Below are 22,910 nucleotides of genomic sequence, written 5' to 3'. Positions count from 1 at the left end.
CCGCAGCAGCAGGGTGGCGGCTGCTGGATTGAAATTTAGCGACAGGCTAAATACAAGTCAATAGCTCAAAGCTAAAAATATTTCGCCGGGCGGCAAATTACCTGTCGGCGAAAATTTTCCTCAGGTGGGCTTTACGCTTGATTTGGCAGTGAGATAAGCTTTCCATGAGCACTGTACGAATATACAGCTTCAAGGATAAGAATATGTCTGATCACATGAAATCTCCGCCCAATCAGCGCCAGGAAATGACTGGAATAGAGCGCCTGAGCTTGCGCGTGTCGGCGATGATCAACCACCCGCTGGCGCAGACGCAGCGGTGGGTGACGGTGCATCGCCTGGATACCGACGGCGATGCCGAGTGGGAGGAGGTGATGGGCGTGCTGGCTGAGACGCCCGAGTTGGAACTGACCTTCAACGACGACGAGAGCGTGACGGTGCGCTGGGAGCGTGGCAGCGTGGAGGAGCGTGACGACTTTGTCGTCGAGCGGGACAGCGAGCAGCAGGTCGAGGAGGCGGCACCTTTCTGAAAGTCAGAAAAAGCCCGCCGGGGTGGCGGGCTTCGCTTCACACAAGGTGCGCATTCCACACCAGCAGCACCCTGGCCTGGATGTAGGTCTCGTCCCGGCGAATCATGCGGTCCTTGTGCCGCGAGTTGTCGGAAATCATCTCGAAATGGTCTTCGTCGGCAATCTGCAGGCGCTTGATGTAGATGTGGTCACCCCAAGAGAAGAAGTAGATTCCATCGCCGACGAACTCGCGGATGCTGACGTCCACGATCAGCGGGTCGCGGTGCTTGATGGTCGGTTCCATCGACTGGCCCCAACCGGTCACCATCTTCAGGTGGTGGTGCTCGCTGAACTCCACGCCCAGCTCGCGCAGGTGGCTTGGGCTGACGCGAACATCCTTGAACATCTCGGGGTAGTCGTGGGGGATCTGCCCGCCGCCCATGGCCGCGCGGACGTCGTAGTGGGCAATCCACACTTCGTCACCCACCAGGCCTGGCCGAACAAGCTCAGAAGCCACCAGCGTCGAGTCTGCCGGCTCCTCGGCAGCGGCCAGTAGCCTTTGCCGGGTTTCTTCAGGGATGCCTCTGCCGCTTCTGGCAAGCATCTGCTTGACCAGGTCGGCTGCGGACAGCTTGCTGTCGCCGGCCTCGGCTGGCGACAGCGCCTGGTCGCCCACTGCCATTGCGTCGAACCACCCCCGCGGCAAGCCCTCGATACCTTCGATTCTGCGCGCCACATCATCGCCCAGGTTCTTCGCTGTCTTGTCCGAAAGGATCTGGCTCAGGTGCGCAGGTGCCATCCCCCAGCGCTCTGCGCAGGATCCCTTTCTCTGGGTGCCGATCAGCTTGACCAGGTTGTGCTTGCGAATTTCGTAGATGTCCATGGGGCGAAGCATGCCAGTGTTTAGCTTGCTGCTAAATATGCTTAAAGCTAAATTTCCCTTGTCATGATATTAGCTGTAGGCTAAATTAAATCTGCAAGCAAGGAAAGCCACCGAGACACCGTTCTCCCGGCTTACGACATCACCATTCGAAATGAGGTTTTCATGGACCCGACTGACCTCGGCCCAGGCACCATCACCTGGCTGGGCGGAACTGGCACCGTGTTGCTGGGCGCCTTCCTCTGGCTGCGCAAGTGGCTGTCCAGGGATGCGGCTGACCGTGCCATGGACACCGCTGACATTGGCGTGGTCCGGCGCCTGAACGAGCTGCTCGATATCGAGCGTGACGCCCGAAGAGAAGCGCAGGCCAGGGCCGATCAGTTTGCCAAGGAGCGCAATGAACTGGTGGTAACCGTAGGGCGCCTTGAAGGCAAGATCGAAGCGCTCACCAGTCGCGGCGGCCATCCCCCCCGGCAGGTCATCGTCCAGGGCGAGGGGGTAGCCCGCCTGCGCGGGAAGCAGGGTGAGTGAGGCGTCCCGCAAGTCAATTCTGTTCACGCCCATGCGTATGGGCTCTTCTGTATGGAGACAACATGGCTCGATTGCATTCTGCCGCTGCCGGCGGCGCGAACGTGCTCGCATTCCTGGACACGCTGGCCTGGTCCGAAGGTACCTCGACCATCGCTGCCAGTGACGACGGTTACAACGTCCTGGTCGGCGGCCAACTGTTCAACGACTACAGCAGGCACCCGAAGCAGAAAGTGTGGTTGCCGAGGTACGGCATTCACAGTTCTGCGGCGGGGCGGTACCAGATTCTGGCCGGTACCTGGGAGGCCATCGTCAGCGCTTATGGCTTCAATGGCCGGTTTACCCCTGAGGCCCAGGACCTGGCGGCAATCAAGTTGTTGAGCGAATGCGGCGCGCTGGCACTGATAAAGGCCGGCCGCATTGCCCAGGCGATCGCCAAGGCCGCGCCGATCTGGGCCAGCCTGCCTGGCGCGGGCTATGGCCAGCGCGAACATGAGTTGGCCGCGTTGTTGGCATTGTTCACTACCTGCGGCGGGGAGGTGCAGGCGTAACGCCCAGGCAAAAAAAGACCCGCCAGGTAGGCGGGCCAGAAGGGCGTAGGGAGCAACGCACAACAAATACGGGTCAGGCGACAAAGGTGCCTGGTTGCAACTGTTCGACCAGGGCCTGGGCCGAGGCGAGGGTCGGCATCGGGCCGCTTACGGCTTCGCCGTTGCGCACCAGGTACCAGCATGCCAGCAGGCCCTGCTCACGCAGCGAAGCGGGGACGGCACTGCCGACGACGGACATGATGTGGATAGTGGCCATGTGGACCTCCTGTAAAACATGGCTCTACCTTACGCAGCTGGCTGGGCGGTTTGAAATCAACTTCCTCAATAGTGGTCATTGGTTCCATCAACATTTGCTAGCGCGGCGGGCCGTAATACCTCCACTCTTCGTCAGCTGAGCACGGGGAACGGTAATGGTTGTGCAAGGGACGACCAGCGGTTACCTCTGTTACGCTGAACAAACGTTTCAGTTATGACAAAGGAGCAGGTTATGTCGGCAACTCCGAGCAGAGACACCGTGCTGTGCATCTCCCTGGCCGGTCGCCCTGGCACCTTCGGTGTACGGTTTCACAACCACCTGTACCAGCAGCTGGGCCTGGATTTCTATTACAAGGCCATGCGCACCGATGACCTGCCGGCGGCAGTCGCGGGCATCCGCGCTCTGGGTATCCGCGGTTGCGGGGTATCGATGCCGTACAAGGAGGCTTGCATGGCCCTGGTCGACGAGATCGACCCATCGGCGGCGGTCATCGAGTCGGTCAATACCCTGGTCAATACCGATGGCCACCTCAAGGCCTACAACACCGATTACCTGGCCGTGCGCCAGTTGCTGGCGCAACACCAGGTGGACCCGAGCACTGCTTTTGCCTTGCGCGGCAGTGGCGGCATGGCCAAGGCGGTAGCCAGTGCCTTGCGCGATGCCGGGTTCGCCGAAGGCATCATCGTTGCGCGCAACGAGCAGGCCGGGCGGCAGTTGGCGGATGTGTGTGGTTATCGCTGGGTGCCGGAGCTGGGCGACCTGTGCCCACCCATGCTGGTGAACGTGACGCCGATCGGCATGGCGGGTGGCCCCGAGGCCGAGGAGCTGGCGTTTTCCGAGAATGCCATCGCCGCGGCGGCGCGGGTGTTCGATGTGGTCGCGATGCCCGAGAGCACACCGTTGATCAGGCGGGCGAGGGCCTTGGGCAAGCCGGTGATCACCGGGCTGGAGGTGATCGCGCTGCAGGCGTTGGAGCAGTTCGTGCTCTACACCGGGGTGCGGCCGACACCGGAGCAGGTCGAGGCGGCGGTGGCGTACGCCCGGGATATCTGATTATTCCTGTGCCGGCCCTTTCGCGGGCTTGCCCGCTCCCACAGGTACTGCACAGATTTCAGAGTCTGTGAGGTCCCTGTGGGAGCGGGCAAGCCCGCGAAGAGGCCGGCACAGGCATCGACAAGGTCAGAACACCTTGTGCCCTTCATCCAGCTGCTGATCCACCAGCGCCCGGCCATGAGCCAGCGACACGTGCTGTGCATTCTCCAGGTCGGAGAAGAACTTCATCGGCATCGACATGCGTCTGCTGGTGTGCCCGTCGGGGTCGGTGATCAGGCACCCGGCGGCATAGGGGAGGGGGGAATCGGGGTGGGGCATCACGCTGGCGGTGATGGTGTGCTTGCGATATTCACAGTGAAGAGATTGCATCGTCCTTACCTCGCTGTGGCATGTGAAGCAGTTACCTTCATATACCACAGCAAGGGGCCGGGAGTTCCCGGCCCGACGAGCGAGCCGCGATGACGCTCAGCCTTTGAGCTCGGTCGGCTGGATGACTTCGACCCAGTAGCCGTCCGGGTCCTTGACGAAGGCCAGGTGGTTCATGCGCCCGTCCTGCAGGCGCTTCTGGAACGGCACATCCAGGGCCTCGAAGCGCGCGCAGGCGGCGCGTACGTCCGGTACCGAGATGCAGATGTGGCCAAAGCCGCGCGGGTCGGTGTTGCCGTTGTGGTAGGTGAAGTCGGCATCGTTCTCGGTGCCGTGGTTGTGGGTCAGCTCCAGCACACCGGGGATCGACTTCATCCACTGGTGGCGTTCGCTGTCATCGGCCGGGATCTGCGCCGGGTCGACCAGGGCCAGGAAGTACAGGCTGAAGGCAGCTTCGGGGAAGTCGCGCTTGTCCACCAGGCGGAAGCCCAGCACGCGGGTGTAGAAGTCCAGGGACTTCTCGATGTTCTTGACCCGCAGCATGGTGTGGTTGAAAACGAACTGGGCGGTGGCGGTGTCCGGTTGGGCGGTGACGCCAGGCAGGGTTTGCAGATCGTGCAGGCTCATGGGAACTCCTGAGACGGGGCCGGGCGCAGGGCACCGGCAAAACAGACAGGCTGGCCATGATACGGCAGTGTGCCGATTGCGCAAATGAAAGCGCCCTGCACGAGGCAGGGCGCTGGAATTAGAGGCCCGCATGTGCGGGCGCGTGATGGGGTCGCTAGTCCTTTAGCTGTCTCGATACTGAGCCAGCCCTTGTGAAAAAAGTGTGAAGTACGTGTGGACGTTTCATCAGCGTACCCAGCTTTCTACCGTGGCGGCTCCGTATTGTTCTTTCCAGGCCTTGAGCCCACGGTGGTTGCCGCCTTTGGTCTCGATCCGCTCGCCGGTGTGCGGGTTGGTGTAAACCTTCACCACGCGCGCGCGGCGCTGTTGCTTGGGTGCTGCGCTGGAAACCCGGGTCACTGCCTTCGGGTCGAGGATGGCGATGATATCGCGCAGGCTCTTGTCGTAGCTTTTCATCAGGCCGACTAGTTTCTGCTCGAATTCGATTTCGCGTTTGAGGCCGGCATCCTTTTTCAACGCTTCCAGTTGCGCCATCTGTTCCTGGAGCGCTTTTTCGGCAGCACGAAACTCTGCAAGTCTGGACACTGTAATCACTCCTGTACGTCGGTCGTGGCAGGGCGTGACGAACATTGAAGAAGAATAAAAACGCCGGCCACGCGGGTGGGTTCCGCTGTTCGCTGATATCGAGTGTAGTCATTCGCGGGTATTGGGTAAACTGCAAACTTTTTGTAAGTAAGCCGGGAACTTTCCTAGTTTTGCGTGCGGTATTGTCCGGTTTTTCCGAGGTTGCCTTGCGGCGCGCTTAGACCATGGTCCAATGGCCCGTGCCAGAGCCATCGCGCGATAATTTCAGATGATGGCCGGCTATTGTTCGGCCCCCTCGCAGTACCGTGGCCAACCCGTGCCACAGGTTGTTTACTCGCCTTATTCTGGATGTTTTCTCCCATGTTTGCCCCTTTCCCCCTCGCCCCCGGGCGTCGTGTTGCCGGCCTGTTCCTGTTGTGTGCCGGCGTCAATGCCCAGGCCGCCGGTTTTCTTGAAGACAGCAGTGCAAAGGTCGAAGCACGCAATGTCTATTTCAACCGGGATTTTCGTGACGGCCACAGCAGTTCCAGCCAGGGTGCGTCCAAGCGCGAAGAATGGGCACAAGGTTTCATCCTCAATGTGCAGTCGGGTTATACCCAGGGACCGGTAGGTTTTGGCGTGGATGCGCTGGGCATGTTCGGTTTCAAACTTGACTCCAGCCCGGCGGACAGTAACAGCGGCCTGTTGCCGTCTTCCGGCCACGACCCGCGCCACTCGGCGGACCAGTACGCGAAGATGGGCCTGGCGGCCAAGGTCAAGGTTTCCAATACCGTGCTCAAGTACGGTTCGATGATGCCGGATGTGCCATTGCTCAAATACAACGATGGCCGCCTGCTGCCGACCATGTTCCATGGCGCCATGCTCACTTCCGAAGAAGTGCGCGACCTGAAGTTCACCCTGGCCCGCCTGGACAAGTACACCGCACGGGATTCCACTGACCGCCAGGACATTCGCGTGCATTGCAAGAACAAGCGCTATGCCTGCGATATCGAGGCTGACCACTTTGACCTGGCCGGTGTCGATTACCGTTTCAACGAGCGCTTCAGCGCCCAGTACCAGGTGGCCAAGCTGGAGAACATCTACCGCCAGCACTTCCTCGGCATGGTGGCCAGCCAGCCATTGGCGTTGGGCACCCTGTCGGCAGACCTGCGCTTGATCAAGAGTGATGACATCGGCAATGCCCGAGCTGGCGAAATCGACCATCGCGCCTTCAGCGGCATGCTCGGCTACAGCCTGGGTGGCCACAAGCTCAGTGCCGGCTGGCAGCGCATGTATGGCGACAGTGCCATGCCGTACCTGGATGGCAGCAACCCGTACCTGGTCAACTATGCCCAGGTCAACGACTTTGCCGCTGCCCAGGAGCGCTCCTGGCAGGTGCGTTATGACTACGACTTCAAGGCCCTGGGTGTGCCCGGGCTGACCTTCTTCACCCGATACATCAACGGTGACAATATCAAGGTGCCGGGCAGCACGGCCGAAGGTAAGGAGTGGGAACGCGACACCGAGTTCAAGTACCAGGTGCAAAGTGGCACGTTCAAGGACGTCAGCGTGCGCCTGCGTAATTCCACTTACCGCAGCAACTATGAAAAGTGGGCGCGTGACATGGATGAGACGCGGGTCATTGTCAGCTACAACTTCTCCATCTTCTGACGGGTTGCTTTGCCAAATATCGGCAGCCACCTGACAATGGCTGCTGGTTCCCGCACAGGGCAGGGCAATGAAAGACCTGTTGTTGATCGGCATCGGCCCGGGTGACCCGCGCCAGGTCACCTACGAGGCGGTCGATGCGCTGCGCCAGGCCAGCGTGTTCTTCGTGCTCGACAAAGGCGGCGACAAGGACGAACTGGTGCGCCTGCGCAAGGCCATTGTGCAACGCTACCGGCCCGAGGGCGGCTACCGCCTGGTGCAGGTGGCCGACCCTGCTCGCGATGGCCAGGCGGATGATTACCTGGGCGCGTTGCAGGACTGGCACCGGCAGCGTGCTGCGCTGTATGCCCAACTGATCGAGCAGGAGGTCGGCGACGGTGAAACCGGCGCCTTTCTGCTGTGGGGCGAGCCGACGCTGTACGACAGCACGCTGCGCATCCTTGGCCTGGTCCGTGAGCGTGGTGTAGCGCTGCGCCTGCAGGTAATTCCGGGCATCAGCAGCGTGCAGGCGTTGGCAGCGCGTCATCAGGTGCCGCTCAATCGTGTCGGTGAGCCGCTGACCGTCTTGCCAGGGCGGCGCCTGGCCGGGCAGGGGCAAATCGACAATGTGCTGGTGATGCTCGACGGACAGTGCGCGTTTGCGCGGCTTGATGACCCGGCGCTGATGATCTACTGGGGTGCTTACCTGGGCACCGCGGATGAGGTGCTGATTGCCGGGCCGTTGCAGGCGGTGAAGGCACAGATACTCGAAGTGCGTGAGCGGGAGCGGGCGCGCAAGGGGTGGATCATGGATAGCTACCTGTTGCGCCGGGAGCTGTGAGGTGTACAGCCTGTTCCGGCCCCTTCGCGGGTAAACCCGCTCCCACAGGTACAGCGCCAGCTTCAGGGCTGCGCGTTCCCTGTGGGAGCGGGTTTACCCGCGAAGCAGGCGTCACCGATTTCATGGGCTACCCAGAATGGCCTGCACCTTCTCCCGCAACTGGTCGATACTGAACGGCTTGCCGATCAGGTGCATGCCCTCCGGCACATCGAAACTCTCGGCATAGCCACTGGCGAACAGCACCGGCAACAGCGGCCGCAGTTCGCGCGCCTTGCCCGCCAGCTCTTCGCCGCGCATGTCCGGCAGCCCCACGTCGGTCACCATCAGCGCCAGCTGCTGGCCCGGGTCCTCGAGAATGCGCAGCGCCGCACTGGCATGCTCTGCCTCGATGACCTTGTAGCCCAGTTCGTCGAGCACTTCGACCATCAGCATGCGTACGATGTCGTCGTCTTCGACTACCAGAAGGTGCATGGTTCGGATCCTGTACGAATGAATGTCTTTAATCTGTGCTCCGGATGGCAGCAGAAGTTCCCGAGGATACCGGGCCCTGCAATCAGATGGAACGATTGGCGCACGCTACCTTCAAATACTGGCTAAATGCCCTGCCAGACCCGGCAAAGCTGGTTAGACTCGCTTAACAGGACGGCGCAGTGGCAGATAATGACAAAGACTGATCCGCCACACTTTTCAATGGACTTTTTAGCTCGGGCGTTTTCACATGATTCAAGCAGCCTCGATGGACCAGCGAAGCTTCCGCAAGCTGTTGAGCCGCAACGTTGGCCTGCCACTGGGGGTAGGCCTGCTGGGGGCCGTGGCCTTCGTCGCGGTGATCAACTACCTGCTTTCCGCCTTGCAATGGGTCGAGCACACCGACCGGGTGATCGGCAATGCCAACGAAACGGTCAAACTGTCGATCGACATGGAAACCGGCATGCGCGGCTTCCTGATCACCGGCGACGAGCGTTTCCTCGACCCTTACGAGGTGGCCAAACCGCGCATTATCGACAGCCTGCAGAGCCTGCGCGGCATGGTTGGCGACAATCCGCAACAGGTCGAACGTATCGACCGCCTGATCGCCTTGCAGCAGGCCTGGAATGCCTTTGGCAGCCAGATGATCGAGCTGCGCCGCAACGAGGGTGATTACCGCGCCCTGGTCGGCAACGGCCGCGGCAAGCGCCTGACCGACGAGATCCGCAAGGAGTTCGACAACCTGATCAGCAGCGAACAACAGTTGCGCATGACGCGCAACGAGAGGGTCAACAGTGTGACCGTCACGGTCATGTCGGCCTTCGTGCTGTTCATTGTTGGCCTCAGCGCTTTGCTGGCCTACCTCGGGCGGCGCGACCTGGTGGCGCTGTCGACTACCTATGATGAAAATTTCCAGGCCCAGCAGCGCGCGGCCGAGGTCCTCGAGCACCAGGCCTGGCTGCGCAACGGCCAGACCCAGCTGGCCGAACAGGTGCTGGGGCAGCTGACCCTGCCCATGCTCGGTGACAATATCCTGCGCTTCTTCGGCGCTTACCTGGGCAGCGTGGTGGGCGCGGTGTATGTGCGTGACGAGCACGGCCGCCTGGTGCGCGTGGCCAGCTATGGCCTGGATGCCGAGGAGCAGGCTCGCCAGCAGGTGCTGGGCGACCACGAGGGCCTGTTGGCCCAGGCCGTGCGCGAAGGGCGGCTGCTGCGCCTGGACGACTTGCCGGAAGGCTACTTCCACTTCAGTTCTGGCCTGGGCCGCGGCCAGCCGCGCAGTGCCTTGCTGATGCCAGCCCGCGACGACGGGCAGATAAACGGCATCGTCGAGCTGGGCTTCCTGCGGCCGTTGCAGCAGCGTGACGAGGAACTGTTGCTGCAGGTCGGTGGCAACCTCGGCATTTCCATCGAAAGCGCCCGCTACCGGCAGCGCCTGCAGGAAGTGCTGGCCGAGACCCAGCAACTGAACGAAGAGCTGCAAGTGCAGCAGGAAGAGCTGAAAACCGCCAACGAAGAGCTCGAAGAACAATCCCGCGTGCTCAAGGAGTCCCAGGCCCACCTGGAAACCCAGCAGGCGGAACTGGAGCAGACCAACGAGCAGCTGTCCGAGCGCACCGAAGCGCTGGACCGCAAGAACGACGAGCTGCTGCATGCCCAGGACGAACTGCAGGCGCGCGCCGATGAGCTGCAGCGTTCGAGCAAGTACAAGTCCGAATTCCTCGCCAACATGTCCCACGAGCTACGCACGCCGCTGAACAGTTCGCTGATCCTGGCCAAGCTGCTGGCGGAGAACGGCGAGGGCAACCTCAGCGACGAGCAGGTCAAGTTCGCCGAATCCATCTACTCGGCCGGCAACGACCTGCTCAACCTGATCAACGACATTCTCGACATCGCCAAGGTAGAAGCCGGCAAGCTCGAAGTGCGCCCCGAAAACACCCAGGTGGAACGCCTGGTCGAAGGCCTGCGCGGCATGTTCGAGCCGCTGGCCGGGCACAAGGGCCTGGCCTTCGAGGTGACCACCGAGGCGCAGGTGCCGGCCACGCTGTTCACCGACCGCCAGCGCCTGGAGCAGATTCTCAAGAACCTGCTGTCCAACGCCATCAAGTTCACCGAGCGCGGCCAGGTCAGCCTGAACATCGGCTACCAGCCCGACCACGGCATCGTCTTTGCCGTGCGCGATACCGGTATCGGCATTGCTGTCGACCAGCAGGAGGCGATCTTCGGCGCCTTCCACCAGGTCGATGGCACCAGCAACCGCCGCTATGGCGGCACCGGCCTGGGGCTGTCCATTTCCCGCGACCTGGCGCACCTGCTGGGCGGACAGATCAGCGTCGACAGCAGCCCCGGCCAGGGCAGCGTATTCAGCCTGATCCTGCCGGAGCGCTATGAGCGCGTGGGGCAGGACATCGAACCGCTCAGCCTGCGCCCGGCCGTCGATACCTTGCCACCCGCGCCGCAGGTGCCGGTGGCCGCAGCGCCGAAACGGCCGCAGCCGGCGTTTGCCGACGACCGCGAGCAAGCGCCGTTCGGCAACCGCTGCATCCTGGTGATCGAGGACGAACCGAATTTCGCCCGCATCCTCTTCGACCTGGCTCACGAACTGGGTTACAGCTGCCTGGTGGCGCAGGGCGCCGACGAAGGCTTCGAGCTGGCCGTCCAGTACATCCCCGATGCGATCCTGCTGGACATGCGCCTGCCTGACCATTCCGGCCTGACCGTGCTGCAGCGCCTGAAGGAACAGGCCAATACCCGGCACATCCCGGTGCACATCATTTCCGTGGAAGACCGGGTCGAGGCGGCCATGCACATGGGCGCCGTCGGCTACGCGGTCAAGCCCACCAGCCGCGAAGAACTCAAGGAAGTGTTCGCCCGCCTGGAAGCCAAGTTGACTCAGAAGCTCAAGCACATCCTGCTGGTGGAGGACGACGACCTGCAGCGCGAAAGCATCGCCCGCCTGATCGGTGACGACGATGTCGAGATCACCGCCGTGGCCATGGCCCAGGATGCCCTGGCGTTACTGCGCGAGAATATCTACGACTGCATGATCATCGACCTCAAGCTGCCGGACATGCTCGGCAACGAGCTGCTCAAGCGCATGACTGCCGAAGACATCCGGGCTTTCCCGCCGGTGATCGTGTATACCGGGCGCAACCTGACCCGCGAAGAAGAAGCCGACCTGCTCAAGTACTCGCGCTCGATCATCATCAAGGGCGCCCGCTCGCCGGAGCGCTTGCTCGACGAAGTGACGCTGTTCCTGCACAAGGTCGAGTCGCAGCTGTCCAACGAACGCCAGCGCATGCTCAAGACCGCGCGCAGCCGCGACAAGGTATTCGAAGGCCGCAAGGTGTTGCTGGTGGACGACGATGTACGCAACATCTTCGCCCTGACCAGCGCGCTGGAGCACAAGGGCGCGATCGTCGAAATCGGCCGCAATGGGCGCGAGGCCATCGAGCGCCTGGAGCAGCATGACGACATCGACCTGGTGCTGATGGACGTGATGATGCCGGAAATGGACGGCTTCGAGGCCACCCGGCTGATCCGCCAGCAAGCCCGCTGGCGCAAGCTGCCGATCATCGCCGTGACCGCCAAGGCGATGAAGGATGACCAGCAGCGTTGCCTGCAGGCCGGCGCCAACGACTACCTGGCCAAACCGATCGACCTGGACCGCTTGTTCTCGCTGATCCGAGTGTGGCTGCCGCAACTGGAGCGAATTTGACTAGCGAACGTAACACCGATATCGAAATCCGCCTGCTGATCGAGGCCATCTACCTCAAGTACAGCTACGATTTCCGCAATTATTCCGGAGCGTCGATCAAGCGCCGGATCCTGCATGCGCTGCGTCAGTTCGACTGCCTCACGGTGTCGGCGCTGCAGGAGCGCGTGCTGCACGACCCTGGCATGTTCATGCAGTTGCTGCAGTACCTGACGATCCCGGTCAGCGAGATGTTCCGCGACCCGGGGCACTACCTGGCGCTGCGCAACGAAGTGGTGCCGCTGCTGCGTACCTGGCCGTCGATCAAGGTGTGGATTGCCGGCTGCAGCACGGGCGAGGAGGTGTATTCGATGGCCATCCTGCTGCGCGAGGAGGGCCTGCTGGAGCGCACCATCATCTACGCCACCGACATCAACCCGCATTCGCTGGACAAGGCCAAGCAGGGCATCTACTCGATGCAGAGCATGCGCGAATACGCCGAAAACTATCGCATTGCCGGTGGCCGGCGGGACTTTGCCGAGTACTACACGGCGGCCTACGGCAACGCCATCATGGACAGCACCTTGCGTGACAACGTGACCTTCGCCGACCACAGCCTGGCCACCGACAGCGTGTTTTCCGAAACCCAGCTGGTGTCGTGCCGCAACGTGCTCATCTACTTCAACAAGGAACTGCAGGACCGGGCCCTGGGCCTGTTTCACGAATCCCTTTGCCACCGCGGCTTCCTGGTGCTGGGCAGCAAGGAGTCGGTGGACTTTTCCGCTTACAGCGAGCGCTTCGAGCCGCTGGTCAAGCCCGAACGGATCTACCGCAAGTCATGAAAGGCGTGCACGCGGTGGTGATCGGCGCCTCGGCGGGCGGCGTTACGGCGCTGTTCAGCGTGCTGGGCGCGTTGCCGGCCGGCCTCGGCATTCCGGTGATATGCGTGCTGCACCTGCCGGATGACCGCCACAGCCAGCTGGCCGAGGTGCTGCAGCGCCGCCTGCAGCGGCCAGTGTGCGAGGCCCGTGACAAGCAGCCGCTGCGCGCCGGGCAGATCTACGTGGCCGGGCCGGGTTATCACTTGTCGGTGGAGCGTGACCTGACCCTGTCGTTGAGCCAGGAGCCGCCGGTGCACTTTTCCCGGCCGGCGATTGACTACCTGTTCATGTCGGCCGCCGATGCCTACGGTGCCGGCCTGTTGGGCATGCTGCTCACCGGGGCCAATGAAGATGGCGCCGAAGGCCTGGCCTATATCAAGCAAAATGGGGGCCGGACCGTGGTCCAGGACCCTCGCGACGCACAGGTGGCGCTGATGCCGGAGGCCGCCCTGGCGGTGCACCAGCCCGACCATATTCTTTCTCTGAGTGGCATCGAGCAATTGCTCGCGGCCCTGGAACAAAGCGCATGCTAAGCCACACCATCGCCAAACTGCTGATCGTCGACGACCTGCCAGAAAACCTGCTGGCCCTCGACGCCCTGATCCAGGGCCAAGACCGCGAGGTGCATCAGGCCCAGTCGGCCGAGGCAGCGTTGTCGCTGTTGCTCGAGCACGAGTTCGCCCTGGCCATCCTCGATGTGCAGATGCCGGGCATGAACGGTTTCGAACTGGCCGAGCTGATGCGCGGCACGGAAAAGACCCGCAACATCCCCATCGTGTTCGTCACTGCCGCCGGACGCGAGATGAACTACGCGTTCAAGGGTTATGAAAGCGGCGCGGTGGACTTTCTGCACAAGCCGCTCGACACCTTGGCGGTGAAGAGCAAGGTGTCGGTGTTCGTCGACCTGTACCGCCAGCGCAAAGTGCTCGACCGCCAGTTGCAGGCCCTGGAGCGCAGCCGCCAGGAGCAGGAACAGCTACTGGCCCAGCTGCAAGCGGCGCGCAGTGAACTGGAGCATGCCGTGCGCATGCGCGACGACTTCATGTCGATCGTGTCCCACGAAGTGCGCACTCCGCTCAATGGCCTGATCCTGGAAACCCAGCTGCGCAAGCTGCACCTGGCACGCGGTAACCTTGCCGCCTTCAGCGGCGACAAGCTGCAGGCCATGGTCGAGCGCGACGAGCGGCAGATCAACAGCCTGATCCGCCTGGTCGAAGACATGCTCGATGTATCGCGCATCCGCACCGGCAAACTGTCGCTGCGGCCCAAGGCGTTCGACCTGGGCCTGCTGGTGCGTGGCCTGGTGGAGAACTTTGCCGCCCAGGCCAGTGCACTGGACACCCAGATCGAGTTGCAACGCTGCGAGCCGCTGCAGGGCGAGTGGGACGAGTTTCGCATCGAGCAAGTGCTGGCCAACCTGTTGTCCAATGCCTTGCGTTATGGGGAGCGCAAACCGGTGCAGGTGCGGGTGTTCGAGCAGGACGGCCTGGCCTGCGTGCAGGTGCAGGACCATGGCATCGGTATCTGCGCGGCCAACCAGCAGCGCATCTTCCAGCAATTCGAGCGGGTCGCCACCCAGCAGGCCAGTGGTGGGTTGGGCCTGGGGCTGTACATATCGGAGCAGATCGTCCAGGCCCATGGCGGGCGCATATTGGTGGAAAGTGAAGAGGGCAAAGGCGCCACCTTTACCTTGCAATTGCCACTGGCAACCTGCGAACAACAAAACGACCAGGCACGGGCAACCTCTGCATGAGCCTGGGGTCTGATGGCCAGCTGTAAATATTTCAAGGCGTTGACATGAGTGAAGATGCACAAGATGTAGTGCTGGTGGTCGAGGACGAACCGGCGATTCGCATGATCCTTCGTGATTACCTGGCAGGCGAGGGCTACCACGTGCTGGTGGCCGAGGATGGCGAGCAGGCGTTCGCGATCCTGGCAAGCAAGCCGCACCTCGACCTGATGGTCACGGACTTCCGCTTGCCGGGCGGGATTTCCGGGGTGGACATTGCCGAGCCGGCGGTGAAGTTGCGGCCGGACCTGAAGGTGATCTTCATCAGCGGCTATCCGGCGGAGATCCTCGAGTCCGGCAGCCCGATCACCCGCCGGGCGCCGATCCTGGCCAAGCCGTTTGACCTGGATACCTTGCACGAGCAGATCCAGGCACTTCTGCGCTAGCCTGCACCGGCCCTTTCGCGGGTAAACCCGCTCCCACAAGAGCTGTGCAAACCTTGAGACTTGCACTGTTCCTGTGGGAGCGGGTTTACCCGCGAAAGGGCCGGAACAGGCTAGCGCAGGGTCCGCTCCAGCCCACCCACCAGCATGCTTTCCATCAACCCCAGCCCCTGTTCCTCGGGCAAGGCCTTCAGCAACCCCGGCAACTGGTTCAGCAGCGTCGCTACCACATGCGCCGTGGCCACCAGGGCTTCCCCCTGCAACTTCGCCTGCGGTGCGATCAACCTCAGCAACCCCGCCTCATAGCGCTTGCGCAACAAGGCCAGGCGCGCCTGCTGGTTGTCGTTCAGGCAACAGAAGTCACGCTCAGCCAGGCGAAACTGCATGGGCCGCTCGGCATGCAGCTGCCAGTGCGCGGCAATCAGGCAGCTCAACGCCGACGCGCCGCGAGCCATGGCTCGGCGCCCCTGGTCCAGGGTGGCCTGCAACTCCTCGTACAACTCCTCGATCAGGTCGTACAGCAAGTCCTGCTTGCTGGGAAAGTGGTGGTACAGCGAGCCCGCGGTAAGCCCCACATGGGCCGCCAGCTCGCGCATGCTGACCTGACCGAAGCCCTTTTCGGCAAACAGCGCCATGGCCCGGTCACGTCGCTCTTCAAAGTTGGCACAGCGCATCGCGGCATTGACCGGGGGCATGGCATTCGCTCCTCAGTAGGTGAAGAAACCGCGGCCGCTCTTGCGCCCCAGCCAACCGGCCGCGACCATTTCCTTGAGCAGCGGGGCAGGGCGGTACTTGCTGTCGTTGAAGCCTTCATGGAAGGCCTCCATGATCGCCAGCAGGGTGTCCAGACCGATCAGGTCGGCCAGGGCCAGCGGGCCGATCGGCTGGTTGCAGCCCAGGCGCATGCCGGTGTCGATGTCCTCGGCACTGGCCAGGCCTTCCTGGCGCACGAAAATCGCTTCGTTGATCATCGGCACCAGGATGCGATTGACCACGAAGCCCGGGCGGTTGCCGGCGGTGATCGGGGTCTTGCCGACCTTTTCGGTCACCAGCAGCGCCTGGGCGTAGGTGCTGTCGCTGGTCTGCAGGCCACGGATGATCTCGACCAGCGCCATCATCGGCACCGGGTTGAAGAAGTGCACGCCAATGAAGCGCTCGGGGTGCTCGATGCTGGCCGCCAGCTGAGTGACCGACAGTGACGAGGTGTTGGTGGCGATCAGGCAGTCGGCGGCGACGTTGGCGGCTACCTGCTGCAGGATGCGCTGCTTGAGCTGCAGGTTTTCGGTCGCGGCCTCGATCACCAGCTGCGCGCCGCTGAGCTGGGTGTAGTCGGTGCTGGTGCGGATACGCGTTTTCGCGGCCGCAGCCTTGTCCGCATCGAGGGTGCCTTTGCTGACCTGGCGCTCGAGGTTCTTGCTCAAGGTGGCCACGCCGCGCTCCAGCGCCGCGTCGGAAACGTCCACCAGCAGCACCTGGTAGCCGGCCACCGCGCATACCTGGGCAATGCCGTTGCCCATGGTGCCGGCGCCGATCACGGCAATCTGTTCAATGCTCATGTGTCAGGTTTCCTCAGACGCGCTCGAAGACTACGGCGATGCCTTGGCCGCCGCCGATGCACATGGTGGCCAGGGCGTAGCGGCCCTGGATGCGCTGCAGCTCATGGATGGCCTTGGTGGCGATGATCGCGCCGGTGGCGCCCACCGGGTGACCCAGGGAAATGCCCGAGCCGTTGGGGTTGACCTTTTCCGGGTCGAAGCCCAGTTCGCGGGCCACTGCGCAGGCCTGGGCGGCGAACGCTTCGTTGGACTCGATCACATCCAGGTCCTGCACCTTCAGGCCGGTCTTCTCCAGCACCTTGCGGGTGGCCGGGATCGGGCCCAGGCCCATCAGTCCAGGCTCGACGCCGGCGTGGGCATAGCCCACCAGGCGTGCCAGCGGCTTCAGGCCCAGGCGGCGCACCGCATCACCACTGGCCAGTACCAGGCCGCCAGCGCCGTCATTGATGCCACTGGCGTTGCCGGCGGTAACGGTGCCGTCTTTCTTGAACACCGCCTTCATCCCTGCCAGCTGTTCGGCGGTCACCTCGCCACGTACATGCTCGTCAGTGCTGAACTGCACGCTGCCCTTGCGGGTTTTCAGTTCCAGCGGAACGATCTGGCTGGCGAAGCGGCCTTCGGCAATGGCGCGGGCAGCGCGGCGCTGGCTGGTCAGGGCCAGTTCGTCCTGCATTTCGCGAGTAATGCCGTGCTTGGCCGCAACATTCTCGGCAGTGATGCCCATATGGAAATGTTCGAACGGGTCCTGCAGCACACCGACGGTGTAGTCGATGCCTTGCAGGTCACCCATGCGGGCGCCCCAGCGGGCCTGCGGCAGCAGGTACGGGCCACGGCTCATGGATTCGGCGCCCGCCGCCACGGCTACATCTGTGTCGCCCAGCAGCAGGCATTGGGCCGCCGAGACAATGGCCTGCAGGCCCGAGCCGCACAGGCGGTTGACGTTGAATGCCGGGGTTTCCTTGGGAATGCCGGCGTTCATTGCCGCTACGCGGGCCAGGTAGGCGTCACGCGGTTCGGTGGGGATCACCGTGCCCATCACCAAGTGGCCGATTTGCTCGGCGGCCACGCCCGAGCGCTCAATGGCGGCACGGGTGATGGCGCTGGCCAGGTCGGCCAGCGGCAGGTCCTTGAGGGAACCGCCAAAGCCACCAATGGCTGAACGGACGGCACTGACGACGTAGATTTCTGCGCTGCTCATAGGGGCTCCGATTGCGAAGGCATGGCGGGACCGGGCCAGGCTCTGCGAGAATGGCCGGCGATCCCGGAGTGGGACCGAGTCTAGGCAAAGGCACTGTTGCAGCCTATGCCGGAACTGTTCAGACAACCTGGCACTTTTTGCCACTCAGCATAGACAGCGAAAACCGCCATGCGCGATAGCGATTCGGTCGCCGTGTACTTCCTCAATGCCATGCTCCACGCCCTGCGCGACTGCCCCGCCGAACGCGATGCGCAGCTGCGTGCGGTGGGCATCGACCCGCAACTGCTCCAGCAGCCCCAGGCCCGTGTGCCGGCCAAGGCCTTCGCCCAGCTGTGGCTGGCGCTGATCCAGCGCCTGGACGACGAGTTCTTCCGCCTCGACAGCCACGGCATGCCGCTGGGCAGTTTCGCGCTGATCTGCCGGGGCCTGATCCTGGAGCCGAACCTGGAGAAGGCCTTGCGCCAGTGCATGGGCGGTTTTGGCTTGTTCCTGCGCGATTTGCGCGGCAGCCTGACGGTGCGTGGCGGGCGGGCGCTGATCAGCGTGCAGTCGAGCATCGCCGACCCGCTGACCCGGGTGTATGCCGAGGAAACCTACCTGGTGCTGATGATCGGCATGCTGTGCTGGCTGGCCGGGCGGCGGATTGCCATCGACCGCACCGAGCTGGCGGTATCGCGCCCGGCCCAGGAGGACGACCTGCTGCTGTGGGGGCCGGACCTGCGCCTGGGCAGCGGGCGCACCGAGGTGGAGTTCGACAGCGCCTACCTGCGCCTGCCGGTGGTGCAGGACCTGGCGGCCCTGAAGGTCTTCCTGCGCAGCGCGCCGCAGGGGCTGGTGATTCGCTTTCGCAACCAGAACGGGCTGGTGGCCGAGGTGTACCGACACCTGCGGGCGCGGCGCTATGGGCAGTGGCCGACGCTGGCGGCGTTGGCGCAGCAGCAGGGGGTCAGTGCCAGTACTTTCCGTCGGCAGCTGGAGCGGGAGGGGCGTTCTTACCAGCAGATCAAGGATGAGGTGCGCCGGGCAATGGCCTTCGAGCGGCTGCGCGAAGGTGAGCTGAGCATTGCCGAGATTGCCGAGCAGACGGGGTTTCAGGAGCCCAGTGCGTTTCACCGGGCGTTCAAGAAGTGGACCGGGCAGAGCCCCGGCAGCTACCGGGCGCGGTTGGCCGGGCGTTGAGCTGTTGCCTGTACCGGCCTCTTCGCGGGTAAACCCGCTCCCACAGGTACAGCGCAACTTTCAGATTCCGTGGGGGTCCTGTGGGAGCGGGTTCACCCGCGAAGAGGCCGGCACAGGCAGTCAAGAGTGATCAGGCCGGCACCATGGCAAACCCGACCCCAAAGCGGTTCCAGGCATTGATGGTGGCAATTGCAAGGGTCAGGTTGGCCACCTCGGCCGGCTCGAAGTGTGCCTGCAAGGCTTCATATTCCCCCTGCGGCGCACCGTGCTCGGGCAGCCGAGTCAGGCTTTCCACCCAGGCTAGCGCAGCACGCTCGCGCGGGGTGAAGTAGGCGGTGTCCTGCCAGACGCACAGTGTCTGCAGGCGTGCCTCGGTCTCACCGGCCTTGCGCGCATCGTTGGCGTGCAGGTTGACGCAATAGGCGCAGCCGTTGATCTGCGAAGCTCGCAGGCGCACCAGTTCCAGCAGGGAATTCTCCAGGCCGCTCTTGGCCAGGGCCTGCTCCAGGCCGACCATGGCTTTGTAGGCCTCGGGGGCGTGCTTGGCCCATTCGATACGGTTGTGCATGGCTGTCTCCAAAGGGTGTGGGGTGGGGATGGCGCTACTGTAGCGCCGCCCGTTGGCCTGCCCGATAGCCAATCGCGCGCATAAGCGGGAGGCCAATCGACCATTCTGGAGGCCACTGACAGGCATCCAATCTCTTCATTTCTGCCAGGCCGCCCAAGGCCGGATAATGACCAGGTCTTGCAACAGGAGAACCGATTCATGTCCGAAGAACGCTACATGCGCGAAGCGCTCGACCTGGCCCGCGCCAACATCAAGGCCGGTGGCCGGCCCTTCGGCGCTGTGCTGGTGTACCAGGGGCAGGTGCTGGCGCGTGCGGTCAACGAGATTCACAGCACCCAGGACCCCACCGCCCACGCCGAGATGCAGGCCATCCGCAAGGCCAGCCACGCCCTGGGCCAGGCGCGCCTGGATGGCGCCGAGATCTACGCCACCGGCCACCCGTGCCCGATGTGCCTGGCGGCCATGCACCTGTGCGGCATCGAGCGGGCCTGGTTTGCCTACGACAACGCCGAGGGCGAACCCTACGGCTTGTCCACTGCGGCGGTATATGCGCAGATGGCTCGCCCGCCTCAGCAGCAGAGCCTGCCGTTGCGCGCCTTGAAGCCCAGCGGCGAGGCCGGTCTGTACCTTGAATGGAAACAGGCCAACGCACAATGAGAGCGGCATTGAACCTGTTGCTGGTCATGCTGCTGGCACTGAACCTGCGGCCGATACTGACCAGCATCGGCCCGTTGCTCGAACCCATGCGCGCCAGCACTGGCCTGGGTTACCAGCAGGCGGCGTTGCTGACGGCGTTGCCGGTGCTGTGCATGGGCCTGGTGCCCTTGCTGCAACCCTGGTTGCGGCGCTGGATCAGTGAGCATGGCGGCATGCTCGCTGGCCTGTCAGCCATTGCCCTGGCTTGCCTGTGGCGCCTGCAACTGGACAGCGCCTGGGCGCTGATTGCCAGTGCGGTGGTCGCCGGCCTGGGGGTGGCGGTAGTGCAGGGCATGATGCCGGGGCTGGTCAACCGCTGGTTCCCCGGCCGCCTGGCGGGGGCGATGGGCCTGTATTCGGCAGCGCTGATGAGCGGCGGCGGCCTGGCCGCCGTGCTCGGGCCACACATCAGTGGCTACTTCGGCCACTGGCAGGTCGGCCTGGGCCTGTGGGCGATCCCGGCAGTGCTGGCGGTGCTGGCCTGGGCCGTGCTGCGGCCACGCCAGGAGGCGCCGAAGCTGGCCGGTGCCACCGGCGGGCACTGGTTCGGTACGCGCAGGGCTTGGTTGCTGGCGCTGTACTTCGGCTTGATCAATGGAGGTTACACCAGCATGGTGGCCTGGTTGCCGGCCTATCACATCGAGCATGGCGGCAGCGCCCAGGGCGGCGCCGACCTGGTTGGCCTGATGACCATCTTCCAGGTGGCCGGCGCACTGGGCTTGCCGCTATTGCTGCGGCGCTGGGCAGACCGGCGCCCGGGCCTGTGGCTGGCCCTGGCGATCCAGCTGGCGGGTTTCCTCGGCCTGCTGCTGGCACCCACGCTGGCCGCAGGGCTGTGGGTGGCGATGATCGGTTTCGGCCTGGGTGCCTGCTTCAGCCAGAGCCTGACGCTGACCCTGGAGCACCTGAAAACGCCTGCCGAGGCTGGCAGCCTGGCGGCGTTCGTACAGGGCATCGGCTTCATCATCACCGGCATCGTGCCGTACATTACTGGCTGGTTGCGCGACGCGAGCGGTGATTTCCAGGCCTCCTGGACGCTGCTGACCGTGACCGTGGTGGCGATGCTGGTGGTTACCGCGTGCTTCAACCCACGCGGTTATGCTGCGGCGATTGCCCGCCCGGTAACGGCGGGCAAGGCCGCGCCGGTCAACTGAGGCGCTGCAGGGTGTCGCGCACCCGGTCCAGCGCCGGGTCGATGTCCAGCAGCTCGATGGCGCCGAAGCCCAGCAACAGCCCAGGGCGCACTGGCGCTTCGCTGAAGAACGGCGCCAGCGAGTACAGGCCGACCTCCACCTTGCGTGCGAGGTTGGCCAGCAGCTCGACATCGACCCCAGGTTTGGCCAGGGCGCTGAGGTGGAAGCCGGCGCTGGCGGGGATGGCGCTGAACCACGGTGCCAGGTCGCCACCCAATCGCGCGAGGATGCGTTCGCGACGGGCGCTGTAGACCTCGTGGCAACGGCGGATGTGCTTGTTCAGGTGGCCTTCGCCGAGAAAGCGCGCCAGTGCCCACTGCAACAGGGTCGGGCTGTGCCAGTCGCTGAGGTGCTTGGCCACGCAGGCGGCCTTCAGCACGGCGGGCGGCAGTATGGCGTAGCCCAGGCGCAGCTCGGGCAGCAAGGTCTTGGAAAAGGTCCCCACATAGGCCACCAGGCCATGGCGGTCGAGGCGCTGCAACGCGTCTGCGGCTGGCCCGTGGTAGCGGAACTCGCAGTCGTAGTCGTCTTCGATGATCAAAGCACCCAGCTCGGCGGCCCGTGCCAGCAGGGCGTGCCGGCGTGGCTCGCTCATCGGCATGCCCAGCGGGAACTGGTGCGAGGGCGTCACGTAGATCAGCCGGGTGCCGTCGGCGATCTGTTCCACGCACAGCCCTTCATCGTCTACCGGTACCGATTGCAGTCGCGCGCCCAGGGCCAGGAACAGTTGCCGAGCCGGCGGGTAGCCGGGGTCTTCCATGGCCACCTGGCAACCTGGCTCGACCAGTACCCGGGCGATCAGGTCCAGAGCCTGCTGGGCACCGTTGCACACCAGCAGGTCGGCGGCGCTGCAGTGCACGCCGCGGGCGTAGGCGATGTGATGGGCGATGGCCTCGCGCAGCTCTGGCAGGCCCTGGGCCGGGAACTGCCGCTCGGGGTGGCGCTGGCTGCAGCGCAGGGCATGGTTCAGGCAACTGCGCCACTGGTCGAACGGGAACTGCGCCTTGCTCGAGGCCCCGCCGATGAAGTCGTAACGCGAGGGAGCCTCCAGCTGGCGTTGGCTCAGCACGGTGGCGCGCTGCTGCCAGCGCTCGAGCGACGCGGCACCGGCCAGGGGAGTGGTGGTCGATTCGCTGCTGCGCAGCGGCTGGCGCGGGGTGATGAAGGTGCCCCGGCCGACCACGCCGCTCAGCAGGTTGTCGTAGGTCAGCCGGGAATAGGCCTCGGCGACGGTCTTGCGCGACACGCCCAACTGCTCTGCCAGCAGGCGGCTGGGCGGCAGTTGGGTGCCGGCGGCCAGGTGGCCGCTGTCGATACCGGCGCGCAGTTGCTGGTAAAGCTGGTCGGCCAGGCCTTTGCGGCCTTCCAGGCGAATGTGCAGTTCCATGGAGCGGTCCGGAGCGGGGAAGTGCTCAGGATAGCGGATTGGCTTTGTAGGAGCGGCCTTGTGTCGCGAAAGGGCTGCGTAGCAGCCCCGGCGATATCT

At 63.9% G+C, this 22,910-nt stretch carries 25 protein-coding genes; 14 read left to right on the top strand and 11 right to left on the bottom strand.

The window, feature by feature from the left end:
* Positions 1–203 precede the first annotated feature (203 nt).
* Positions 204–527, top strand: a complete 324-nt coding sequence (locus R9B85_RS02465) for a DUF1654 domain-containing protein (protein ID WP_112252729.1) — start codon at positions 204–206, stop codon at positions 525–527.
* A gap of 37 nt (positions 528–564) precedes the next feature.
* Here R9B85_RS02465 and R9B85_RS02460 read toward each other — a convergent pair whose 3' ends face one another.
* The gene (locus tag R9B85_RS02460) at positions 565–1,389 is read right to left on the bottom strand and encodes a S24 family peptidase (RefSeq protein WP_112252728.1); all 825 of its coding nucleotides are present in this window, start codon (positions 1,387–1,389) and stop codon (positions 565–567) included.
* A 162-nt stretch (positions 1,390–1,551) separates the two neighbouring features.
* Here R9B85_RS02460 and R9B85_RS02455 point away from each other — a divergent pair, with 162 nt between their 5' ends.
* Together R9B85_RS02455 and R9B85_RS02450 are read left to right on the top strand one after the other, a co-directional pair.
* Positions 1,552–1,917, top strand: coding sequence for a chemotaxis protein (locus R9B85_RS02455; RefSeq protein ID WP_252378716.1), 366 nt, complete (start codon positions 1,552–1,554; stop codon positions 1,915–1,917).
* 62 nt (positions 1,918–1,979) lie between these two features.
* Positions 1,980–2,465, top strand: coding sequence for a glycoside hydrolase family protein (locus R9B85_RS02450; RefSeq protein ID WP_252378717.1), 486 nt, complete (start codon positions 1,980–1,982; stop codon positions 2,463–2,465).
* 73 nt (positions 2,466–2,538) lie between these two features.
* On the opposite strand, the gene R9B85_RS02445 is transcribed toward R9B85_RS02450, so the two are convergent.
* A complete protein-coding gene (locus R9B85_RS02445) occupies positions 2,539–2,721 on the bottom strand; it encodes a hypothetical protein (RefSeq protein WP_313855385.1) in 183 nt (60 codons plus the stop codon).
* A 231-nt stretch (positions 2,722–2,952) separates the two neighbouring features.
* On the opposite strand from R9B85_RS02445, the gene R9B85_RS02440 reads away from it, so the two are divergent.
* Positions 2,953–3,774, top strand: a complete 822-nt coding sequence (locus R9B85_RS02440) for a shikimate 5-dehydrogenase (RefSeq protein WP_375149180.1) — start codon at positions 2,953–2,955, stop codon at positions 3,772–3,774.
* A gap of 126 nt (positions 3,775–3,900) precedes the next feature.
* On the opposite strand, the gene R9B85_RS02435 is transcribed toward R9B85_RS02440, so the two are convergent.
* The 3 genes from R9B85_RS02435 to R9B85_RS02425 form a co-directional block, all read right to left on the bottom strand.
* The gene (locus R9B85_RS02435; RefSeq protein WP_013973119.1) at positions 3,901–4,143 is read right to left on the bottom strand and encodes a hypothetical protein; all 243 of its coding nucleotides are present in this window, start codon (positions 4,141–4,143) and stop codon (positions 3,901–3,903) included.
* Positions 4,144–4,239: 96 nt separating this feature from the next.
* Complete coding sequence (gene gloA / locus R9B85_RS02430) at positions 4,240–4,767, bottom strand: lactoylglutathione lyase (protein ID WP_112252724.1); 528 nt, start codon at positions 4,765–4,767, stop codon at positions 4,240–4,242.
* Positions 4,768–4,992: 225 nt separating this feature from the next.
* Positions 4,993–5,352 (bottom strand): histone-like nucleoid-structuring protein, MvaT/MvaU family, encoded by a 360-nt coding sequence (locus R9B85_RS02425; protein WP_112252723.1) that lies wholly within the window; start codon positions 5,350–5,352, stop codon positions 4,993–4,995.
* Positions 5,353–5,712: 360 nt separating this feature from the next.
* Here R9B85_RS02425 and R9B85_RS02420 point away from each other — a divergent pair, with 360 nt between their 5' ends.
* Both R9B85_RS02420 and cobF read left to right on the top strand, forming a co-directional pair.
* Positions 5,713–7,002, top strand: a complete 1,290-nt coding sequence (locus tag R9B85_RS02420) for an OprD family porin (protein WP_252378720.1) — start codon at positions 5,713–5,715, stop codon at positions 7,000–7,002.
* Between the two features lie 67 nt (positions 7,003–7,069).
* Positions 7,070–7,819 carry a precorrin-6A synthase (deacetylating) gene (gene cobF / locus R9B85_RS02415; RefSeq protein ID WP_112252721.1) on the top strand — a complete coding sequence of 250 codons (750 nt, stop codon included), beginning with the start codon at positions 7,070–7,072 and terminating at the stop codon, positions 7,817–7,819.
* A gap of 120 nt (positions 7,820–7,939) precedes the next feature.
* Here cobF and R9B85_RS02410 read toward each other — a convergent pair whose 3' ends face one another.
* Positions 7,940–8,290, bottom strand: a complete 351-nt coding sequence (locus R9B85_RS02410) for a response regulator (protein WP_112252720.1) — start codon at positions 8,288–8,290, stop codon at positions 7,940–7,942.
* Between the two features lie 247 nt (positions 8,291–8,537).
* Between R9B85_RS02410 and R9B85_RS02405 the strand changes: the two genes are divergently transcribed.
* The 5 genes from R9B85_RS02405 to R9B85_RS02385 are packed head-to-tail and all read left to right on the top strand — an operon-like array spanning position 8,538 to position 15,037.
* Entirely contained in the window at positions 8,538–12,005 is a 3,468-nt protein-coding gene (locus R9B85_RS02405) for a response regulator (RefSeq protein ID WP_313855378.1), read from the top strand.
* Positions 12,002–12,823: a CheR family methyltransferase gene (locus R9B85_RS02400; RefSeq protein ID WP_003259474.1), complete on the top strand. Its 822-nt coding sequence runs from the start codon at positions 12,002–12,004 to the stop codon at positions 12,821–12,823. The genes R9B85_RS02405 and R9B85_RS02400 overlap by 4 nt, the downstream gene beginning before the upstream one ends.
* Positions 12,820–13,395: a chemotaxis protein CheB gene (locus R9B85_RS02395; protein ID WP_423770794.1), complete on the top strand. Its 576-nt coding sequence runs from the start codon at positions 12,820–12,822 to the stop codon at positions 13,393–13,395. The genes R9B85_RS02400 and R9B85_RS02395 overlap by 4 nt, the downstream gene beginning before the upstream one ends.
* Positions 13,389–14,615 carry a hybrid sensor histidine kinase/response regulator gene (locus R9B85_RS02390; protein ID WP_207879855.1) on the top strand — a complete coding sequence of 409 codons (1,227 nt, stop codon included), beginning with the start codon at positions 13,389–13,391 and terminating at the stop codon, positions 14,613–14,615. The genes R9B85_RS02395 and R9B85_RS02390 overlap by 7 nt, the downstream gene beginning before the upstream one ends.
* Positions 14,616–14,659: 44 nt before the next feature.
* A complete protein-coding gene (locus R9B85_RS02385; protein WP_112252716.1) occupies positions 14,660–15,037 on the top strand; it encodes a response regulator in 378 nt (125 codons plus the stop codon).
* Positions 15,038–15,147: 110 nt separating this feature from the next.
* Here R9B85_RS02385 and R9B85_RS02380 read toward each other — a convergent pair whose 3' ends face one another.
* Genes R9B85_RS02380 through R9B85_RS02370 form a run of 3 tightly spaced genes read right to left on the bottom strand, consistent with a single transcriptional unit; the run spans position 15,148 to position 17,788 of the window.
* Positions 15,148–15,729, bottom strand: coding sequence for a TetR/AcrR family transcriptional regulator (locus tag R9B85_RS02380; protein ID WP_423770793.1), 582 nt, complete (start codon positions 15,727–15,729; stop codon positions 15,148–15,150).
* A gap of 12 nt (positions 15,730–15,741) precedes the next feature.
* Positions 15,742–16,590, bottom strand: coding sequence for a 3-hydroxybutyryl-CoA dehydrogenase (locus R9B85_RS02375; protein WP_112252715.1), 849 nt, complete (start codon positions 16,588–16,590; stop codon positions 15,742–15,744).
* Positions 16,591–16,603: 13 nt separating this feature from the next.
* Positions 16,604–17,788 carry an acetyl-CoA C-acyltransferase family protein gene (locus R9B85_RS02370; protein ID WP_112252714.1) on the bottom strand — a complete coding sequence of 395 codons (1,185 nt, stop codon included), beginning with the start codon at positions 17,786–17,788 and terminating at the stop codon, positions 16,604–16,606.
* A 168-nt stretch (positions 17,789–17,956) separates the two neighbouring features.
* On the opposite strand from R9B85_RS02370, the gene R9B85_RS02365 reads away from it, so the two are divergent.
* Positions 17,957–18,967, top strand: coding sequence for an AraC family transcriptional regulator (locus tag R9B85_RS02365; RefSeq protein ID WP_215520664.1), 1,011 nt, complete (start codon positions 17,957–17,959; stop codon positions 18,965–18,967).
* A 130-nt stretch (positions 18,968–19,097) separates the two neighbouring features.
* Here R9B85_RS02365 and R9B85_RS02360 read toward each other — a convergent pair whose 3' ends face one another.
* Positions 19,098–19,535, bottom strand: coding sequence for a carboxymuconolactone decarboxylase family protein (locus R9B85_RS02360; RefSeq protein ID WP_112252712.1), 438 nt, complete (start codon positions 19,533–19,535; stop codon positions 19,098–19,100).
* Positions 19,536–19,733: 198 nt separating this feature from the next.
* On the opposite strand from R9B85_RS02360, the gene R9B85_RS02355 reads away from it, so the two are divergent.
* Positions 19,734–20,192 (top strand): nucleoside deaminase, encoded by a 459-nt coding sequence (locus tag R9B85_RS02355; RefSeq protein ID WP_112252711.1) that lies wholly within the window; start codon positions 19,734–19,736, stop codon positions 20,190–20,192.
* Positions 20,189–21,385, top strand: a complete 1,197-nt coding sequence (locus R9B85_RS02350; RefSeq protein WP_112252710.1) for a cyanate transporter — start codon at positions 20,189–20,191, stop codon at positions 21,383–21,385. Before R9B85_RS02355 ends, R9B85_RS02350 begins: the two co-directional genes overlap by 4 nt.
* Here the strand turns inward: R9B85_RS02350 and R9B85_RS02345 are convergent.
* The gene (locus R9B85_RS02345; protein WP_112252709.1) at positions 21,378–22,811 is read right to left on the bottom strand and encodes a PLP-dependent aminotransferase family protein; all 1,434 of its coding nucleotides are present in this window, start codon (positions 22,809–22,811) and stop codon (positions 21,378–21,380) included. The two genes, R9B85_RS02350 and R9B85_RS02345, sit on opposite strands and share 8 nt — an antisense overlap.
* Positions 22,812–22,910: the final 99 nt, after the last annotated feature.

Source organism: Pseudomonas sp. NLJ1 (genome assembly GCF_049486705.1).
GTDB classification, from domain to species: domain Bacteria; phylum Pseudomonadota; class Gammaproteobacteria; order Pseudomonadales; family Pseudomonadaceae; genus Aquipseudomonas; species Aquipseudomonas inefficax.
The sequence above is the reverse complement of the archived record's forward strand: the minus strand, read 5'-3'. Positions and strand labels throughout refer to the sequence as shown.

Bases quoted from the DNA above. Each gene is read 5' to 3' on its own strand.
- R9B85_RS02465 (WP_112252729.1), top strand. From the start codon at position 204: ATGTCTGATCACATGAAATCTCCGCCCAATCAGCGCCAGGAAATGACT.
- R9B85_RS02460 (WP_112252728.1), bottom strand. From the start codon at position 1,389: ATGGACATCTACGAAATTCGCAAGCACAACCTGGTCAAGCTGATCGGC.
- R9B85_RS02455 (WP_252378716.1), top strand. From the start codon at position 1,552: ATGGACCCGACTGACCTCGGCCCAGGCACCATCACCTGGCTGGGCGGA.
- R9B85_RS02450 (WP_252378717.1), top strand. From the start codon at position 1,980: ATGGCTCGATTGCATTCTGCCGCTGCCGGCGGCGCGAACGTGCTCGCA.
- R9B85_RS02445 (WP_313855385.1), bottom strand. From the start codon at position 2,721: ATGGCCACTATCCACATCATGTCCGTCGTCGGCAGTGCCGTCCCCGCT.
- R9B85_RS02440 (WP_375149180.1), top strand. From the start codon at position 2,953: ATGTCGGCAACTCCGAGCAGAGACACCGTGCTGTGCATCTCCCTGGCC.
- R9B85_RS02435 (WP_013973119.1), bottom strand. From the start codon at position 4,143: ATGCAATCTCTTCACTGTGAATATCGCAAGCACACCATCACCGCCAGC.
- gloA (WP_112252724.1), bottom strand. From the start codon at position 4,767: ATGAGCCTGCACGATCTGCAAACCCTGCCTGGCGTCACCGCCCAACCG.
- R9B85_RS02420 (WP_252378720.1), top strand. From the start codon at position 5,713: ATGTTTGCCCCTTTCCCCCTCGCCCCCGGGCGTCGTGTTGCCGGCCTG.
- cobF (WP_112252721.1), top strand. From the start codon at position 7,070: ATGAAAGACCTGTTGTTGATCGGCATCGGCCCGGGTGACCCGCGCCAG.
- R9B85_RS02410 (WP_112252720.1), bottom strand. From the start codon at position 8,290: ATGCACCTTCTGGTAGTCGAAGACGACGACATCGTACGCATGCTGATG.
- R9B85_RS02405 (WP_313855378.1), top strand. From the start codon at position 8,538: ATGATTCAAGCAGCCTCGATGGACCAGCGAAGCTTCCGCAAGCTGTTG.
- R9B85_RS02395 (WP_423770794.1), top strand. From the start codon at position 12,820: ATGAAAGGCGTGCACGCGGTGGTGATCGGCGCCTCGGCGGGCGGCGTT.
- R9B85_RS02390 (WP_207879855.1), top strand. From the start codon at position 13,389: ATGCTAAGCCACACCATCGCCAAACTGCTGATCGTCGACGACCTGCCA.
- R9B85_RS02385 (WP_112252716.1), top strand. From the start codon at position 14,660: ATGAGTGAAGATGCACAAGATGTAGTGCTGGTGGTCGAGGACGAACCG.
- R9B85_RS02380 (WP_423770793.1), bottom strand. From the start codon at position 15,729: ATGCCCCCGGTCAATGCCGCGATGCGCTGTGCCAACTTTGAAGAGCGA.
- R9B85_RS02375 (WP_112252715.1), bottom strand. From the start codon at position 16,590: ATGAGCATTGAACAGATTGCCGTGATCGGCGCCGGCACCATGGGCAAC.
- R9B85_RS02370 (WP_112252714.1), bottom strand. From the start codon at position 17,788: ATGAGCAGCGCAGAAATCTACGTCGTCAGTGCCGTCCGTTCAGCCATT.
- R9B85_RS02365 (WP_215520664.1), top strand. From the start codon at position 17,957: ATGCGCGATAGCGATTCGGTCGCCGTGTACTTCCTCAATGCCATGCTC.
- R9B85_RS02360 (WP_112252712.1), bottom strand. From the start codon at position 19,535: ATGCACAACCGTATCGAATGGGCCAAGCACGCCCCCGAGGCCTACAAA.
- R9B85_RS02355 (WP_112252711.1), top strand. From the start codon at position 19,734: ATGTCCGAAGAACGCTACATGCGCGAAGCGCTCGACCTGGCCCGCGCC.
- R9B85_RS02350 (WP_112252710.1), top strand. From the start codon at position 20,189: ATGAGAGCGGCATTGAACCTGTTGCTGGTCATGCTGCTGGCACTGAAC.
- R9B85_RS02345 (WP_112252709.1), bottom strand. From the start codon at position 22,811: ATGGAACTGCACATTCGCCTGGAAGGCCGCAAAGGCCTGGCCGACCAG.